This window comes from Subsaxibacter sp. CAU 1640, assembly GCF_023156585.1.
Taxonomy (GTDB): domain Bacteria; phylum Bacteroidota; class Bacteroidia; order Flavobacteriales; family Flavobacteriaceae; genus JBPOFM01.
In genome coordinates, this window is record NZ_JALNMI010000001.1 from 417206 (window position 1) to 434493 (window position 17288).

Annotated in this window: 11 protein-coding genes; 5 read left to right on the forward strand and 6 right to left on the reverse strand. The window is 38.8% G+C overall.

What is annotated here, in order from left to right:
* Positions 1–92 precede the first annotated feature (92 nt).
* The 3 genes from mfd to M0G43_RS01835 all read left to right on the forward strand — a co-directional run bounded on the left by mfd (position 93) and on the right by M0G43_RS01835 (position 5660).
* Positions 93–3428 carry a transcription-repair coupling factor gene (gene mfd / locus M0G43_RS01825; RefSeq protein ID WP_248022967.1) on the forward strand — a complete coding sequence of 1112 codons (3336 nt, stop codon included), beginning with the start codon at positions 93–95 and terminating at the stop codon, positions 3426–3428.
* A gap of 296 nt (positions 3429–3724) precedes the next feature.
* Entirely contained in the window at positions 3725–4195 is a 471-nt protein-coding gene (locus tag M0G43_RS01830; RefSeq protein WP_248022969.1) for a PIN domain-containing protein, read from the forward strand.
* Between the two features lie 142 nt (positions 4196–4337).
* A complete protein-coding gene (locus tag M0G43_RS01835; protein WP_248022971.1) occupies positions 4338–5660 on the forward strand; it encodes a TlpA family protein disulfide reductase in 1323 nt (440 codons plus the stop codon).
* Positions 5661–5726: 66 nt separating this feature from the next.
* On the opposite strand, the gene M0G43_RS01840 is transcribed toward M0G43_RS01835, so the two are convergent.
* Positions 5727–6674, reverse strand: coding sequence for a nicotinic acid mononucleotide adenyltransferase (locus M0G43_RS01840; RefSeq protein WP_248022973.1), 948 nt, complete (start codon positions 6672–6674; stop codon positions 5727–5729).
* A 134-nt stretch (positions 6675–6808) separates the two neighbouring features.
* Between M0G43_RS01840 and M0G43_RS01845 the strand changes: the two genes are divergently transcribed.
* Complete coding sequence (locus tag M0G43_RS01845; protein ID WP_248023786.1) at positions 6809–7810, forward strand: NAD(P)H-dependent glycerol-3-phosphate dehydrogenase; 1002 nt, start codon at positions 6809–6811, stop codon at positions 7808–7810.
* A 343-nt stretch (positions 7811–8153) separates the two neighbouring features.
* Here M0G43_RS01845 and M0G43_RS01850 read toward each other — a convergent pair whose 3' ends face one another.
* Positions 8154–8549 (reverse strand): hypothetical protein, encoded by a 396-nt coding sequence (locus M0G43_RS01850; protein WP_248022976.1) that lies wholly within the window; start codon positions 8547–8549, stop codon positions 8154–8156.
* 75 nt (positions 8550–8624) lie between these two features.
* Between M0G43_RS01850 and M0G43_RS01855 the strand changes: the two genes are divergently transcribed.
* Positions 8625–10985 (forward strand): prolyl oligopeptidase family serine peptidase, encoded by a 2361-nt coding sequence (locus M0G43_RS01855; RefSeq protein ID WP_248022978.1) that lies wholly within the window; start codon positions 8625–8627, stop codon positions 10983–10985.
* Here the strand turns inward: M0G43_RS01855 and M0G43_RS01860 are convergent.
* From M0G43_RS01860 to M0G43_RS01875, 4 genes are read right to left on the reverse strand one after another with little or no spacing between them, the layout of a single operon-like run.
* The gene (locus M0G43_RS01860; protein ID WP_248022981.1) at positions 10964–11563 is read right to left on the reverse strand and encodes a TetR/AcrR family transcriptional regulator; all 600 of its coding nucleotides are present in this window, start codon (positions 11561–11563) and stop codon (positions 10964–10966) included. The two genes, M0G43_RS01855 and M0G43_RS01860, sit on opposite strands and share 22 nt — an antisense overlap.
* Before the next feature lie 4 nt (positions 11564–11567).
* Positions 11568–12983, reverse strand: coding sequence for an efflux transporter outer membrane subunit (locus M0G43_RS01865; RefSeq protein WP_248022989.1), 1416 nt, complete (start codon positions 12981–12983; stop codon positions 11568–11570).
* Positions 12984–12987: 4 nt separating this feature from the next.
* Complete coding sequence (locus M0G43_RS01870; protein WP_248023001.1) at positions 12988–16134, reverse strand: efflux RND transporter permease subunit; 3147 nt, start codon at positions 16132–16134, stop codon at positions 12988–12990.
* 13 nt (positions 16135–16147) lie between these two features.
* On the reverse strand, positions 16148–17278 hold the full coding sequence (locus M0G43_RS01875) for an efflux RND transporter periplasmic adaptor subunit (protein ID WP_248023009.1): 1131 nt from the start codon (positions 17276–17278) through the stop codon (positions 16148–16150).
* Between the last annotated feature and the right edge of the window lie 10 nt (positions 17279–17288).

A 17288-nucleotide genomic window follows, 5' to 3' on the forward strand; every position in this document is an offset into this window, starting at 1 on the left:
TCATTTTTTAAACGAAAAATAGAGCTTTTTTAAGATTAAATTCACGCTTCCATTAAATTGTAAACTTTATATTTGTCTCAAAATAAATTGTCTTGAGTAAATCTTATCTCTCGCAAACATATGCACAGGCTTTGCAACTGCAAAATCTGCAAAATACTATTGCCCAAAATCAAAGTAAAGTACATCTCAAAGGCCTTGTAGGCTCCTCGCTTTCATTTGTAACTGCCGAGGCTTTCAAACAGTCCGACTTGCCTTTTTTGCTCATTTTTGATGATAAGGAAGAGGCTGCATTTTATTTGAATGATCTGGAATTGCTCATCAATGATAAAGATGTGCTGTTCTATCCCGGAAGTTACCGACGTCCTTACCAAATCGAAGAAACGGACAATGCCAACGTGTTGTTGCGCGCAGAAGTGTTGAATCGCATTAACTCTCGTAAAAAACCAGCAATCATCGTCACCTATCCTGATGCCTTATTTGAGAAAGTGGTGACCAGAAAGGAATTGGAGCGCAATACCTTAAAAATTTCATTAAACGACAATCTCTCCATCGATTTTGTAAACGAAGTGTTATTTGAGTACCAATTCAAACGTGTGGATTTTGTAACGGAACCTGGCGAATTTTCTGTGCGTGGTGGTATTGTGGATGTCTTTTCGTTTTCTCACGATGAGCCGTATCGTATTGAATTTTTTGGCGATGAAGTCGATAGCATCCGAACCTTTGATGTGGAGACGCAATTATCTACAGAACGAGTAAAGAAAATCAACATTATGCCGAATGTTGAAAACAAGTTCTTGGAGGAAAGTCGCGAAAGCTTTTTGAAATACATCAACTCAAAAACGGTAGTGTTTACCAAAAATGCCGATTTGTTATTTTCTCGAATTGATGATTTTTTCGGAAAAGCGGAAGAGGCATTTCAGAAGCTATCAAAAGAAATCAAACACGCCTCCCCTGAAGAATTGTTTTGCAATTCCGATCTATTGAAGCGTCAATTTCTCGATTTTACATTGGTGGAATTTGGTTCTGGAAGTTATTTTAACGGAAATACAATACAATTCAATACCTCACCGCAACCGTCTTTCAATAAGCAGTTCAATCTGTTGATTGAAGATTTGAACACCAATCATGATAAGGGTTACACCAACTATATCGTCTGCGTCAGCGAGCAACAGGCCAAACGATTTCACGATATTTTTGAGGATGTTGAAGAAGATGTGCATTATCAAACCATTGTCCTAACGCTCTATCAAGGTTTTATCGACCACGACCACCAAATTGTTTGCTACACAGACCATCAAATCTTCGAGCGCTACCATAAATTTCATCTCAAAAATGGCTATGCCAAAAAGCAGGCAATTACGCTGAAGGAGCTGACAAATCTCGAAATTGGCGATTACGTGACGCACATCGATCACGGGATTGGAAAATTCGGAGGTCTTCAAAAAATTGATGTAGAAGGAAAAAAACAGGAAGCCATCAAATTGGTGTATGGCGAGCGCGATGTCCTCTACTTGAGCATTCACTCACTGCACAAGATTACCAAGTTCAATGGCAAGGATGGAAAACCGCCTAAAATCTACAAGCTTGGCAGTAGCGCTTGGAAAAACCTAAAACAGAAAACCAAATCACGAGTTAAGGAAATTGCCTTCAATTTGATACAAGTGTATGCCAAAAGAAAGCTCGAAAAAGGCTATCAATACAATCCTGACAGCTATATGCAGCACGAGTTGGAGGCATCGTTTATATATGAAGATACGCCTGACCAAATGACCTCAACAGCCGATATCAAAGCTGATATGGAAAGTGAACGTCCGATGGATCGTCTGGTATGTGGTGATGTTGGTTTTGGGAAGACGGAAGTCGCCATAAGGGCTGCTTTCAAAGCTGTCGACAATGGCAAGCAAGTGGCTGTGTTGGTGCCAACCACCATTTTGGCCTATCAACATTACCGAACCTTTACAGAGCGTTTGAAGGATTTTCCAGTGACAGTAGATTACGTCAATCGTTTTAGAACGGCTAAAGAAAAACGCGAAACACTTGAAGGATTGGAGAATGGTCGTGTGGACATCATCATCGGCACGCATCAATTAGTGAACAAGAATGTAAAGTTCAAAGATTTGGGATTGTTGATTGTAGATGAGGAGCAAAAATTTGGTGTTGGCGTCAAAGAAAAACTCAAAACACTCAAAGAGAATGTCGATGTTCTGACGCTGACGGCCACACCTATTCCTCGTACACTCCAATTTAGTTTGATGGCGGCTCGTGATTTGTCTGTCATCACCACACCACCTCCCAATAGATATCCTATCGAAAGTCACGTGGTGCGTTTTAATGAGGAGACCATTCGAGATGCCATTAGTTATGAGATTCAACGTGGCGGACAAGTGTTTTTCATCCACAATCGCATTGAGAACATTCGCGAAGTGGCTGGCTTGATCCAGCGTTTGGTGCCTGATGCTAAAATTGGTGTTGGTCACGGACAATTGGATGGCAAAAAGCTGGAAGAATTGATGCTCTCCTTTATGAATGGCGAATTTGATGTACTCGTTAGCACTACGATCGTTGAAAGTGGTCTGGACGTACCAAATGCGAATACCATTTTCATCAACAATGCCAATAATTTCGGCTTAAGCGATTTGCACCAAATGCGTGGTCGTGTAGGTCGAAGCAACAAAAAAGCATTTTGCTACTTCATCACGCCTGATTATGCAGAAATGACTACAGATGCTAGAAAACGTATCTCGGCATTGGAGCAATTTACAGAATTGGGAAGTGGTTTCAACATTGCAATGAAAGATTTGGAAATAAGAGGTGCAGGCGATTTGCTCGGTGGCGAACAAAGTGGATTCATCAATGACATCGGTTTTGATACCTATCAGAAAATATTGAATGAAGCCATTGAGGAACTGAAGGAAAACGAATTCAAGGATCTCTATCAAGAGGATCAAAAGGATAAAGAATACGTGAAAGACATCACTATTGACACTGATTTTGAGCTGTTGTTCCCAGATGATTATGTCAACAACATCACCGAACGCCTGAATCTGTACACAAAACTGAATGACATCAAAACCGAAGAGGAACTTCAAAAGTTTGAAACAGACCTCATCGACCGTTTTGGTGAAATGCCAAAACAGGTGGTAGATTTATTGAACAGTGTCCGCATCAAGTGGGTTGCCACGAAAATCGGTCTTGAAAAAGTGGTGATGAAGCAAGGCAAATTGATAGGATATTTCATCAATGACCAGCAGAGTGCGTTTTATCAAAGTCACGGCTTTACAAAAGTGCTTCAATATGTACAAACGCATCCGCAAGCTGCTAAAATGAAAGAAAAACAGACACGTGCTGGTTTGCGCTTATTGCTGACATTTGAACATATTAAAACCGTAAAGCAGGCGTTGTCTGTATTAAAACCAATCATAGATTAAACATAACACTTGAATGGAAGCGATTCCTTAAAATATTGAAAAAGATTACAAATGACCTCGAGTCAAAAGCCTGAAAGCATTTGAAAAAAAATTAGGTGTGATAGAAAATTTTGTTTACATTCAATTATGCAAATAGAACGAACAAAGAAAGAAATATTGATCCGGCTATCTTCCGATACAGATCTGGTTGGGCTTCAACGTATTTTAGACTATCTAAAATTCCGAGAAATTGCATCTCAAAGTAAGGCTTCCCAAAAACAAATCGACGAACTTTCTTCCGATTCCAAATCCTCCTGGTGGAACAAAAACAAGAGTCGTTTTGTAAAGTGAAAATTGTAGTTGATACCAATATAATTTTTAGCGGACTTTTAAGTTCAAAAGGAGTGATAAGCGACCTTTTGCTGAATTCTTCGAATACATTCGATTTTTATTCACCTTCCTTCGTGTTGGAGGAACTGGATAATCACAAAGAGAAGATATTAAAGTTAACTGGGTTTTCAGAAAAAGAACTGGTTTACCTTCAGCGAAGCCTCTTAAAAAAGATAGATCTCATCGATTTGGAATCAATAAAAGATGTTACTTGGGAAAAGGCCATCGAGCTGACACAAAATATAGATGAATTTGACGCTCCTTTCATTGCACTTGCATTGGAGTTGAAATCGCCACTATGGACAGGTGACAAAAAGTTAATAAAAGGACTTCAAAATAAGGGTGTTGATTGGGCATTGACCACAGATATCATCACCAATATCAGAAACGAAGAATGACAAACCTCGTAAATAAAAGATATGAACCATCGCAATAATTTTTCCACCTTTTGGCTTTACGACCTATGTACTAAATAGTGAGGACTCACTTTATACTAATCGGTAAAGTTGCCGAAAACTTAAAAACATAAAACCTTTTTTAATGAACAAACTTTCTCTTCTTTTTGTCCTAATACCAACCTTTATATTTTCACAACACTCAATACAGGGTACGTTCTCACCGGCAGAAAATTTTACGTACGCCTTCTTGTATAAATCAAACCCTACAAACATCAGTTACCTCAACAGAGGCAAGGTTGATGAAAACGGTACTTTTAAGATTGAATTGGACTCTACCATCACCGCTGGGATGTACAAAATAGTCTATGGTGTGCCGGAAAGTGAAAACAATTTCGACTTTATCTACAACGGCAAAGAAGACATCATCCTGACGTTTAGTTTAAACGATGGTCTCGAATTCAAGGAATCGTCTGAAAACAAACTTTGGGCATCCTACACCAAAAGTATGGAGTTGGTAAATATGACCATCAGCAATTTCTACCAACAGGAAAGCTCGAATAAAAAGGCTTTTAAGGAAATTTTCAAGACGCTCAAAGATACACAAGCTGCCTTTGAAGATGCGTCCAAAGGAACAATGGCTGCAACTTTCATCCAAGCAAACAGACCTTATATTCCAACGGACTACGAGGATATTTCTACCTATTCAAACAACCTGAAAAATACCTTTTTCAAAAACGTAGATTTCAGCAACACGCTCCTTCAAAGTTCAGATTTTTTGACAGATAGAGTTTTGGCGTATGTTTTCGGGATGTCGGCAACCAACAGTAACGACGATTACAAAAAAAATATAGATACAGTAGTTGCTGCTATTAACGACAAAGATCTATTTGTAAAAACGTCTCTGTTGGAAAACATCTGGGGAAAAATGATTGACGCCAATAATATTGAAGTGGCCAATTACATCAGCGACACCTATCTGTTCAAACTGGCAAGGGACACCAACAACCAAGAACTTTATAAATCGTTGATGGTCTATAAAAACAGCGCGCTTGGTGCTACTGCTATGGACTTTCCCATCACGTATGAAGCCGATGGCAAACCTATCAATACCAGCTTGCATAAATTGAGCGGATTCGAGCACTACATTTTGGTGTTTTGGAGCAGCACGTGTGGTCATTGTTTAAATGAATTGCCACAGTTGAAATTCTATTTAAATGAAAATCCTAAAAACTTAAAGGTAGTGGCTTTCGGTCTGGAAGATGAAAAAGACAATTGGTCCAAAACCATTTCTCAATTTCCAGAATTCATACACGTTTTGGGTCTTGAGCATTGGAACAATCCTGTAGCCATAGCCTATGGTGTCAATTCTACGCCCACCTATTTAGTGTTGGATAAAGACAAAAAAATCATCGCAAAGCCGGAAGACTTAAATGTTCTTAAAGAGGTATTGGATGGGTTGAACTAAAAAAGATAGCGCTCATCCAAAATGAATCGGACGAGCGTATCTCGAAACTAAATAACCAACCAAAATCTAGCTTCTTTCGTTTATGCGTGGATTGTCTTTCTTGACGGTTTTTTGCTTACGTTTTTTAGGCTCTGTCGTTCTTTTGGTGATTTCGCCTTTCGCATTGCTTTCTCTCAAATATTGAATGTAACCACGACCTGTAAACTGATAGGTCGTTCCTGATGAAGGGTGGTAAAGTTCAATTCTTTGGTCATTAATAACGCTCAATTCAAAGAATTCATTGTCGAAAAAGTCATAATCTAATGTTAGTGTTTTCAAATACATATTTCCAGAGACATTCCCTACACCATACACACCTGTATAATCCCAGTAGATGTTGTTCGGATTGTTGATGTTCACGTCTTGCGAACTTCTAAAGGTAGAGTCATTGCCTCCAGCCAAAAACTGTAAATAATTCTCATTGTCAAACTCATTCAATGCGCCTACCTGACTGGTAAAGGTCTTTTCCCAAGCTTCATATTCCTGAAGGAAATAATGAATGTTATCATAAAACACAAAGTCATAATCAAACGTAGAACGCTGCGACCCGTGTAAAAAGTAAGAGGTGTCATTAAACGGATTGTATAATTCAATCGTATTGTTATCAACCTGATACACATCAAAGGTTTCATAGCCATCAATATCGTGGTACACGTCTAGTATCATATCGTAGGCATCATAATCACCTACAGGAATTCCGAAGCCATTGCCTTGGCTCCCGAAACCAACCAAATTATTATTGGCATACAGCACACCATTTCTAAATGATACGGTAAAGGCTATCTGTAAAAATGGTGTTTCACCATATCCTACGGTCTGATTAACGTCTACATACCATAATTCATAAGAATTCAATAATTGATTCAAAGTAATCCCTGGTACTGGATGGTAGTCGTCAACAATCACTTCTCTGGTACAAGAAGTCAAAAGGGTCGTGGCTAGGGCAAATCCGAAAAGTAGTTTTAATGTCTTCATAATCCAATAATTTTAGGGTTACTGTTTAACGAAGTTTCAAAACGCGTGCCAAAAATTAAAAACCCGCTTCAAGGCAATCCTGACAAAGACTTAAATTTTATGTATTTTTGAACTTATCATTTAATGAAACAGGAATGGGAAAACCACAAAAATATGCTGTCTTTGGATCTGGTAGTTGGGCAACAGCCATTGTAAAAATGCTTTGCGAAAATTTAGACGAAGTAGGATGGTATATGCGAAGTGTCTATATCAAAGAACATTTGCTCAAAGAACAGCATAATCCGAGTTATTTGAGTTCTGTGGAATTCAAATTGGACCAATTGAAGTTGAGCAACGATATCAACGAAATTGCCGAATATGCAGATGTGCTCATATTTGTGATTCCTTCGGCGTTTATCCATTCTGAACTTGAAAAAATAACGGTCGATGTCAAGGACAAAATCATTGTGTCTGCCGTAAAAGGGATTATGCCAGAATCCGGCAAATTGGTAGGCGAGCATTTTCACGACATCTATAAGGTGCCGTTTGAAAACATTGCGGTCATTGCAGGACCTTGCCACGCAGAAGAGGTGGCGTTAGAGCGTCTGTCCTACCTCACCATTTCCTGTGCTGATGAATCCAAAGCAAAGGAAATCGCCAAAAAATTGTCCAGCGATTATATTAAAACCACCACAAGCGATGATATCATCGGTATGGAATATGCCGTAATGCTTAAAAATATTTATGCCATTGCTTCTGGTATCGCCCACGGACTCGGTTATGGCGATAATTTCCAAAGTGTGTTGATGAGCAATGCCATTCGCGAAATGAAACGTTTCATTAAGAAAATGCACAAAATGAAACGCAACATCAACGATTCTGCCTATTTGGGCGATTTATTGGTAACAGGATATTCCGTGTTTTCCAGAAACCGAATGTTTGGCAATATGATAGGTAAAGGCTACACTGTAAAATCAGCCCAAATGGAGATGAGTATGGTAGCCGAAGGTTATTATGCTACCAAGAGCGCCTATCGCCTCAACGAAAAAAACAAGAAAAAGACGAAGCTTCCCATCATCAATGCCGTTTACGACATCCTATACGAAGGGAAAGACCCAAAAAGTACGTTTAAAAAGCTCACGGAGAAGTTAAATTAACGCAGTCCTGCCTTCGCAGGAATCTCAACTTTTTTACGCAGAAGCGTTCTACTTTGTTGCAGAGCTGTTCCAGTTTAGTGCACAGCCGTTCTTGTTTTACGCAGAGCCGTTCCAAAGTTTCGCACTCGCGTTCTAGGTTTACGCACAGCCGTTCCAGTTTTACGCAGAAGCGTTCTAAAGTTACGCAGAGGCGTTCCATTTTTACGCAGAGCTGTTCCACCTCACTATAAAGTATTGAAAATAAACAGATTTAAAAATTTGCTGAATTTTTTAACACTGATGCATTTTAGCCTTTAATCATCAATCGTTGTCAAGCCAAAGGCAAAAGGCTATAAGCTAAAGGCTACTTCACCAATACCCCTTTCACCTTCATCAACGGAATGGTCTGTAAGGCTTTTTCATTGATGGTATTTTTCCGGAAGAGATAGGTTTTATCAAACATTTGATTGCCTTCAAAAAAACTGACTTTAAATTCGTTGTTCAACGCAAACAGTTCTTCTGGCATCAATTCTATTTTGGCAAAACTTTTTGCAGGAAGTTTATCTAACTTTTTTCTGAAAACAGAGGTTGTCTTTTCTTTTGAAAAACCACTGGTCACAATCAATACCACGTCCAAATCGACGGTTTTATCATTGATGATATAGGCATTCCAGTCTTGCGTTTTGTAGACCTCGTTAAACTCATTGACAACAGCTATATAAACGCCTTCAACCTTCGGAATTTGAATATCTTTTTTCATCTAATTTCTTGCTTCTTCAGAAAACAGTTAAATTAGGGCAAAAATAATTCTTTTAAATAATTATCCCTATTTCAAATGAAACAACTCACGTTCCTCCTACTGTTTTTAGTTACAAGTCTTTGTCTATCCCAAACCGAAAACCAATCATCCCTCACCATTGACCAGATTATGCAAGGCGAAGATTTCGTAGGCTATCTTCCTACAGATATTGAATGGTCTGATGATAGCAAGAACATTTATTTCAGTTGGAATCCTGATAACGATACCATTCGTTCTACGTATGAAGTGAATATCAACACTAAAAAAATCAACAAACGCTCGTTTGAAGCATTAAAGAACAGCTCAAGTTCAGGTGACTTTTCAAAAGATTTCAAATGGAAAGTGTACGAAAAAGGAGGTGATTTGTTTCTTCAGAATACTACTGACTTCACTTCAAAACGTATCACCAATACCTTGGATAGGGAATCAAACCCAAAATTTTCTGGCGACCAAAAATCAATCATTTACCAACAAAGCAATAATCTATATCAATGGAATATTGAAGATGGCACCACCAAACAATTGACCGATTTCAAAAGTGGGAAAGAAAAACCGGAAAGCAAACTCAACGAGCAAGACCAATGGCTGGAAGACGACCAATTTGAAAACATAACGATTTTAGGAAAACGAAAAAACGAGAGCGATGCCCGAAAATATAGAAGGGAAAAAGCCCAGTTCGAGCGTCCTGAAACGGTTTATTACGGTGATAAAAACCTCTTCGGATTGAATATCTCACCAGATTTGAACTATGTTGTGTATCGTTTGTATGCTGCTCCCAACAATAAAAATACCAATGTACCTTCTTATGTTACTGAAAGCGGCTATACTACCGATTTAAACACCAGACCAAAAGTGGGAAGCGAGCAATACACCTATGAATCGTGGATTTTTAATGTGAAAACAGGCAAACACTATCAGATTAAAACCGATGACATAGAAGGCATCAAGGACAAACCGAAATTCTTAAAGGAATATGCCGAAAATCCTTCGGAATATAAAGAAGAATACGAAAATCCGAGAGAGGTAGAAATCAGCAATCCTATGTTTTCTGAAGATGGAAAAGCTTTGGTCAACATCACCTCATCAGATTATAAAGACCGTTGGATTATGACCGTTGATTTATCTGATGGAAGTCTAAAATTAATTGACAGACAACACGACGACGCTTGGATAGGCGGTCCTGGAGTGGGCTGGTTTTCGTCTCCTGCAATGGGATGGCTCGATGATGAAACCATTTGGTTCAAATCAGAAAAAACTGGTTATGCGCATTTGTATTCCGCAAATGTCAATTCAGGAAAAATCAAAGCCTTGACCGAAGGAAACTTTGAAATTTTGGACGTTAACCTTTCCAAATACAAGAAAACCTTTTACCTCATCAGCAATAAAGTGAGTCCGCACGAACAGCACTTTTATCATTTGCCTACTTCAGGTGGAAAAATGACACAAATCACTTCAAAAAAAGGTGGTCACGAGGTAACGGTTTCACCAGATGAAAAGCAGTTGGCAATTCGCTATTCATACACCAATAAACCTTGGGAATTGTTTGTAATGCCCAACAAAGCTGGCGCCGAAATGACGCAATTGACCACATCAACCACAAAAGATTTTGAGTCTTATAATTGGATAGATTCTGAAATCATCAACTTCACCGCAAGAGATGGTGCCAGTGTGCCTGCAACGCTTTACAAACCAAAAACCGACAAGAAAAATGGCGCTGCCGTCATTTTTGTGCACGGCGCAGGTTATTTACAGAATGTGCATTATTGGTGGCCTTCTTATTTCAGGGAATATATGTTTCACAACATCTTGGTTGATAATGGCTATACCGTTTTGGCCATCGATTTTAGGGCAAGTTCCGGGTACGGTCGCGATTGGCGAACTGGTATTTATAGACATATGGGAGGCAAAGACCTCAATGACCAAGTTGATGGTGCAAAATATTTGGTAGAACAGCAAGGCATCGATAAAGATAGACTTGGTATTTACGGTGGTTCCTACGGTGGGTTCATCACGCTGATGGCATTGTTTACATCGCCAGAAACTTTTAAAAGCGGTGCTGCATTGCGCTCTGTAGCAGATTGGGCACATTACAACCACGGTTACACTGCCAATATTTTGAATACACCTGTTGAAGACCCGAAAGCCTACGAGCAAAGCTCACCTATTTATTTTGCAGAAGGTTTAAAGGGTAATTTATTGATGCTACACGGAATGATTGACACCAACGTCCATTTTCAAGATGTTGTACGCTTATCGCAACGCCTGATTGAATTGAAGAAAGAAAATTGGGAGTTGGCTGTATTTCCTTTGGAAGACCACAGCTTTGTAGAAAGTTCCAGTTGGAGTGATGAATACAGACGCATCTTTAAATTGTTTCAAGAAACTTTGAGAAAGTAATCATTTGAATAGTTTTGTGCACTGATTCCTTTCAAATTATAAATCACAAAATGATTTAAAAGTTCATCATTGCTATAGATGTCAAACAGTTTGTTGTTTTTGAAAGCAATCTCTTCAAACCGATGAAAATAGAGTTCGCAAAACAAATCTAAATCTACAGTTTTAATGATAATTCCAGTCTGTTGTGCTTTCTCTAGCAATCCGTAAATGGTAGTATTTACAATGGTATTTCTAAAACCATCGAACACTTTGTTTGCTTTCGGATAGTATTTTTTAAGCCCGAATACAAAAGAGGGTTTGAAATGTTTTAAGTATTCAAACCCTGTTTTATATATTTCAATAATGCAAACCATAGGATCTTGATGATTTTGAATGATGGTGTTGACGTTGGCATTAAAATTTTCCACCAATAATTCAACACTTGCCACCACAAGATCCTCTTTGCTACTATAATATTTGTAAATGGTCTTTTTGGAAATGCCCAAATTTTGAGCCAACTCGTCCATTGTAAAGCGTTTGCTTCCAAAGGTGGTAAAATTCGCTACTGAACATTCCAAAAGTTCCTCTTTACTGATCATTTTATTATTTCCAACCGCCTCCTAAAGCTACGTATAAATCCACGACGCTCAACAGTTGTTGTAATTTATTATCAATCACATTCAATTCAGCGCTCAATGCACTTTGTCTAGCTGTCAATAAATCAAGATAATTGGCATACCCATTTTTCAATAATTCTTCTGAATTACTTTCTGCCTGGCGCAAGGCCTCCACTTCATTTTGTCTGTATTCAAACTTTTCGGTTTCAGCATTGTAAGCGTACAAGGCATTGGAAACTTCGTTACCAGCGGTTAACAAGGTTCTTTTGAAGGTTAGCAATGCTTGTTCTTGTTGCAATTTCGCAACTTCGTGCTGTGTTTTAATTCTTCTTTGATTGAAGATTGGCTGCGTCAAACCTCCTATTACGGTTGCAAATAAAGAATTTGCACTGAACAATTCATCAAAATCCAAACTTTGTAAACCTCCTGTAGCAGTCAGTGTTAATGACGGATAAAAATTACTTCGTGCCACATTGGTCATTTCAAATGCATTGATTAAACCATATTCTGCAGCAATCACATCTGGTCGATTGCTCAACAATGTTGAAGGTACGCCTAACTTTAATTCAGAATTTAAACTTTGGTCTTCTAGAATGCTGCGCTCAAACTGTTGCGGACTTTTTCCCAACAAAATACTCAAAGTGTTTTCTGTTTGAAAAATAGCTGCTTCCAAATCCACCTGCAAAGCCCTTGCATTATTGTATTGCGCAACATTTTGGTCAACGGCTACTTGCGTTACTTGTCCAGCATCTTTTAAAGCTTTAATAGTCGTCACACTGCTATCTCTTGCATTGATGGTTTTCTTGGTGATTTCAAGTTGAGCATCCAATGATAACAATTGATAATACGTGGAAGCTATACTAGCCACCAAACGTGTTTTTACTGCCTGATGCGCCGCAACACTTTGAAGATAACTTGCTTCAAATGCACGTTTGTTACTTCTGATCTTTCCCCAAATATCAGCTTCCCACGATAAATCTCCAGTAACGGCATATTGGTCTATGGCGCCATTGAAAAATGACCCAAATTGACTGTTTCTAGACAATTCTTGGTGCGTCACTGAAGCTCCTGCGGATAAGGTTGGAAAATAGCTTGCCTTACCTTGTTTTACATAAACTTCGGCAGCCAACATTTGTTGAATCGCGATACGGATATCAATGTTATTCTGAAGTCCTTCTTCAATATATTGCACCAAATAAGGGTCAGTGAATAGCTCTTTCCACGACACATCAGCCATTGAAATACTGTCCGTTGGTAAATTATCCGTTCTATAGAGATTTTCTGTTTCAGGAAGTTCTGGACGTTGATAGTCCTTTGCCACAAAACAGCTTTGTAATGTAAAGGCGGACACAACTAGAACAAGTCCTATCTGAAGTCTTCTATTTTTAATAATTGAGTTCATATGATTAATCTTCTTGTTGTTGTTGAGTTACAATGGCTGGTTTACTACTTACTTTTTCTTGCAGCCATTGGAAAAGCATAAATAAAATTGGAATGACAAATACACCGAGGATGGTTCCAATCAACATACCACCTGCGGCTCCAGTACCAATGGAATTGTTTCCTTCTGCACCAACACCTTTTGCTAACACTAGAGGCATCAATCCTAAAATAAAGGCAAAAGAAGTCATTAATATTGGTCGCAAACGTGCCTTTGCTCCGTGAATCGCAGCGTTGACAATAGATTCTCCATTCCTTCGTCTTTGCAATGCGAACTCCACTATCAAAATCGCGTTTTTGGCCAAAAGACCAACCAGCATTATCAATGCAATTTGGAAGTAAATGTTATTCTGAAGACCCAACAAGTTTGTACTGACATAGGCTCCAAACACCCCAAATGGCAAGGATAAGACAACCGCTAACGGCAACAAATAACTTTCGTACTGTGCACTCAATAAGAAATACACAAATAAAATACTCAATATAAATATGAAGGTTGTTTGATTACCAGCATTGACCTCCTCACGAGTCAAACCAGAATAAGCGACGGTATAATTGCTTGGTAATTTCTGCACTTCCTCATCAATGACTCTGATGGCATCACCTGTACTAAACCCAGGATTTACGGCACCTGTAATGGTTGTTGAGTTGAACAGATTAAAACGGGTAACCGATTGCGGACCATAAACACGTTTGAGTGTCACGAACTGTGTGATAGGCGTCATTGCCCCACTATCCGTCCTCACATACATTCCATTTAAGTCATCAACATCAGCTCTATCTTCTGGCAAGGATTGAATATAAACCCTAAACTGTTTTCCAAATCTGGAAAAGTCTGACGCGTAAACTCCGCCAATATAGCCTTGTAACGTAGAGAAAATACTGTTGATTGGCACTCCTTTTTCTTTTGCTAAAGGTACATTGACTTCCATTTCATACTGTGGATATTTCGTGTTGAAAGCAGATTGAGCATACTGTATCTCTGGATGTTTCATCAATGCCATCGCAAATTCCTGATTCACCTTATCCAACTCTGTAAACTCTCCACCGAATTTATCCAACAAGTTCACTTCAAATCCAGCAGAATTACCAAAACCTCGAATACTCGGAGGTGAAAAGAAGATGATATTTGCTTCTGGTATGGTGGAGGCAATTCCAAACAGCTTTCCTATTGTAGCTTGGGATGATAGTGATTCATCTTTTCGTTCGCTCCAATCTTTTAATTTGACAAATCCAATGGCGTAATTACTACCCGAACCACTGATTAAACTTCGGCCCTTAATAAACGATATCCCAACGACTCCAGGCATTCCATCGATCTTTGAATATAGTTTTTTCGTTACTACATCTGTTCTGTCCAAAGAAGAACCCGCTGGAAGTTCAATATTGACGAAGACAATTCCTCTATCCTCATTCGGGACAAATCCTGTTGGCGTTGTTTTTGCTGCCCAAAAGATTCCAATAGCAGCGATAACCAATAATACCGCTGAAACCCATTTTCTTCTATATAGAAACTCTAGGGATTTCCCGTATCTATTGACAGTTGCGTTGAATCCTCTGTTGAAACGTGCATAAAACTTCTGTAAAAAATTCTTTCCTTTTAATTCTTCATCGTGCTTATGTTCTTTTAAAACCAAAGCACATAAAGCAGGACTTAAAGTCAATGCATTAACGGCAGATATTAGAATGGCAATAATCAAGGTGACACCAAACTGCTCATAGAATACACCCGTTGGTCCTGTTATAAAAGTTACCGGAATAAATACAGCAGCCATAACCAAGGTTATTGATATGATGGCTCCAGATATTTCATTCATTGCAGTCAACGTTGCAGATTTTGGATTCTTCTCACCTTGGTCCATTTTGGCGTGGACGGCTTCCACCACAACGATGGCATCATCTACCACAATTCCAATCGCTAGTACTAGAGCGAACAACGTCAATAAATTGATGGAATACCCAAAAACACTCAAGAAAAAGAAAGTTCCGATGATGGAAACCGGTACCGCAATGGCAGGTATCAGGGTAGAGCGGAAATCTTGCAAGAATAAAAACACCACCAAAAACACCAATAAAAACGCTTCTAATAAAGTACTGACCACTTTTTCTATGGACGCATTTAAAAATAAGCTGGTATCGTAGGGAATAAAAATATGCAAGCCTTTTGGTAAATCTTTTTCAATACCGTCCAATGTAACTTTAATGTTTTCTATAATCTCCTGTGCATTAGACCCCTTGGTCTGAAAAATCCCCATAAACACTGCAGGATGTCCCAAACTTTCAGCATTTGCAGCATAGGACTGTGCATCCAATTCAATGGTGGCGACGTCATTCAATCTCAAAAATTCACCATTGCCCAAGGCTTTTACGACAATGTCTCCATATTGCTTCGCTTCTTTAAAACGTCCACTATAGGTTAATACATAAGAAAATGCCTCTCCATTATTTTGTCCCAATGCACCTGCGGCAGCTTCCAAATTCTGTTCCCTTAAAGCCGCAGTGATATCCGAAGGAATTAAATTATAGGCGGCTAATTTTTCGGGCTTCAACCATACTCGCATCGCGTAATCCTGCTGCGAAAACACACTCACATCCCCGACGCCTTTCACACGCTGTAAGGCAGGAATTACATTGATTTTTAAATAATTCTGAATAAATGTGGCATCATATTCTTCGCTATCCGTATAAGTAGACAAGAACATCAAGGCACTGGTTTCTTGCTTTTGTGTGGTAACACCTGTTTGAATAACTTCTTGAGGTAATAAAGGATTAGCTCGTGCCACACGATTCTGAACGTTCACGGCTGCAATATCAGCATCAATGCTCTGGTCAAAATATACGGTTATATCTGCTGTACCATTGTTTGAGGCTGTTGAGGTGATATAAGTCATTCCTTCCACACCATTGATTTGTTCTTCAATGGGAATAATCACACTTTCTAAAACGGTCTCCGCATTGGCTCCAGGATACGATGCCGCTACCTTTATGGTAGGTGGTGCAATATCAGGATATTCTTCTATCGGTAAACTGGTGATACTTATAGCCCCAAGCATCACTATTATGATAGATATTACGGTCGAAAGAACAGGTCTTTCAATAAATGTTTTTAACATAATCTACGGATTTCTAGTTTTTAAAAAGTGTTTCGATGGGCTTGGTAACTTCTTCAAAAGGCACTTCCTGCGGTGTGATAAGGGTGCCATCCTTCAGTTTTCCAACACCTGTAGTCACGATTTTATCATCAGCTGTAACACCAGATTCCAACACATAAAGATTGTCTACAGATGCTTTCACCTTTACAATGGTGTTGACCACTTCATTGTCTGCTCCCAATTTAAACAGCATCACATTGCCCTGTTGTTCATAAGTAGCTTCTTGAGGAACAACAATAGCATTCTCATAAACGGTAGGAATTTGTATCTTTCCACTGTTTCCATTAGTCAACAGTTGATTTGGATTTTCAAAAACAGCTCTCAAACTTACTGTTCCTGTATTTTGATTGACTTGACCTGTACTTGTTTGAATTTTTCCTTTTTGATTATAAACACTACCGTTTGCCAATACTAGGTTAACATTTTGATAATTTGCCAATTTCTCTTCCAATGTTTTACCTTCAGCATTTTGCAGAAAATCCAAATATTGGGATTCATTCAAACTAAAAAATGCATAGACTTTTTTGATATCACTCACAGTCGTTAAAGGATTCGGGTCACTCGGACTTACCAAGGTGCCTTCACGAAAATTAATCGCACCTACGTAGCCATCCACAGGACTTGTAATGGTCGCATAACCTATAGTAGCGGCGACACTGCTGTAATTTGCTTTTGCTTGCGCCAAATTGGCTTTTGCAGTTTCCAATTGTACAGGACTAATAATGTTCTTCTCTACCAAAGGAATTAATTTATCCACCTCAACTTGCGCCACATTAATACGCGCCTTTGCCGCACCAGCATCCTGACTTAAGGATTCTGTCTCCAATTTAAACAATACTTGTCCCTTGCGCACTTTTTGGCCTTCATCAACCAATACTTTCTGAATGTAACCAGAAGTTTTTGCACGTACATCACTATTGACAATACCTTCAAGGGTTGTAGGATATTCAGTATATCCTGTTACTGTTTTCTTTTGTAGTTGTGTAACAGGAAAAGTAGGTGGCGGACCTTGCGGTGCTTGTTGAGATTCCTGTTTATCGCCGCAGCTATATATGGCGGAGAACAATCCTAAAAATAATATATATGATATTTTATTGATTTTCATTGGTTTATAG

Coding starts and splice junctions, on each gene's coding strand:
- M0G43_RS01835 (WP_248022971.1), top strand. CDS start 4,338: ATGAACAAACTTTCTCTTCTTTTTGTCCTAATACCAACCTTTATATTT.
- M0G43_RS01840 (WP_248022973.1), bottom strand. CDS start 6,674: ATGAAGACATTAAAACTACTTTTCGGATTTGCCCTAGCCACGACCCTT.
- M0G43_RS01845 (WP_248023786.1), top strand. CDS start 6,809: ATGGGAAAACCACAAAAATATGCTGTCTTTGGATCTGGTAGTTGGGCA.
- M0G43_RS01850 (WP_248022976.1), bottom strand. CDS start 8,549: ATGAAAAAAGATATTCAAATTCCGAAGGTTGAAGGCGTTTATATAGCT.
- M0G43_RS01855 (WP_248022978.1), top strand. CDS start 8,625: ATGAAACAACTCACGTTCCTCCTACTGTTTTTAGTTACAAGTCTTTGT.
- M0G43_RS01860 (WP_248022981.1), bottom strand. CDS start 11,563: ATGATCAGTAAAGAGGAACTTTTGGAATGTTCAGTAGCGAATTTTACC.
- M0G43_RS01865 (WP_248022989.1), bottom strand. CDS start 12,983: ATGAACTCAATTATTAAAAATAGAAGACTTCAGATAGGACTTGTTCTA.
- M0G43_RS01870 (WP_248023001.1), bottom strand. CDS start 16,134: ATGTTAAAAACATTTATTGAAAGACCTGTTCTTTCGACCGTAATATCT.
- M0G43_RS01875 (WP_248023009.1), bottom strand. CDS start 17,278: ATGAAAATCAATAAAATATCATATATATTATTTTTAGGATTGTTCTCC.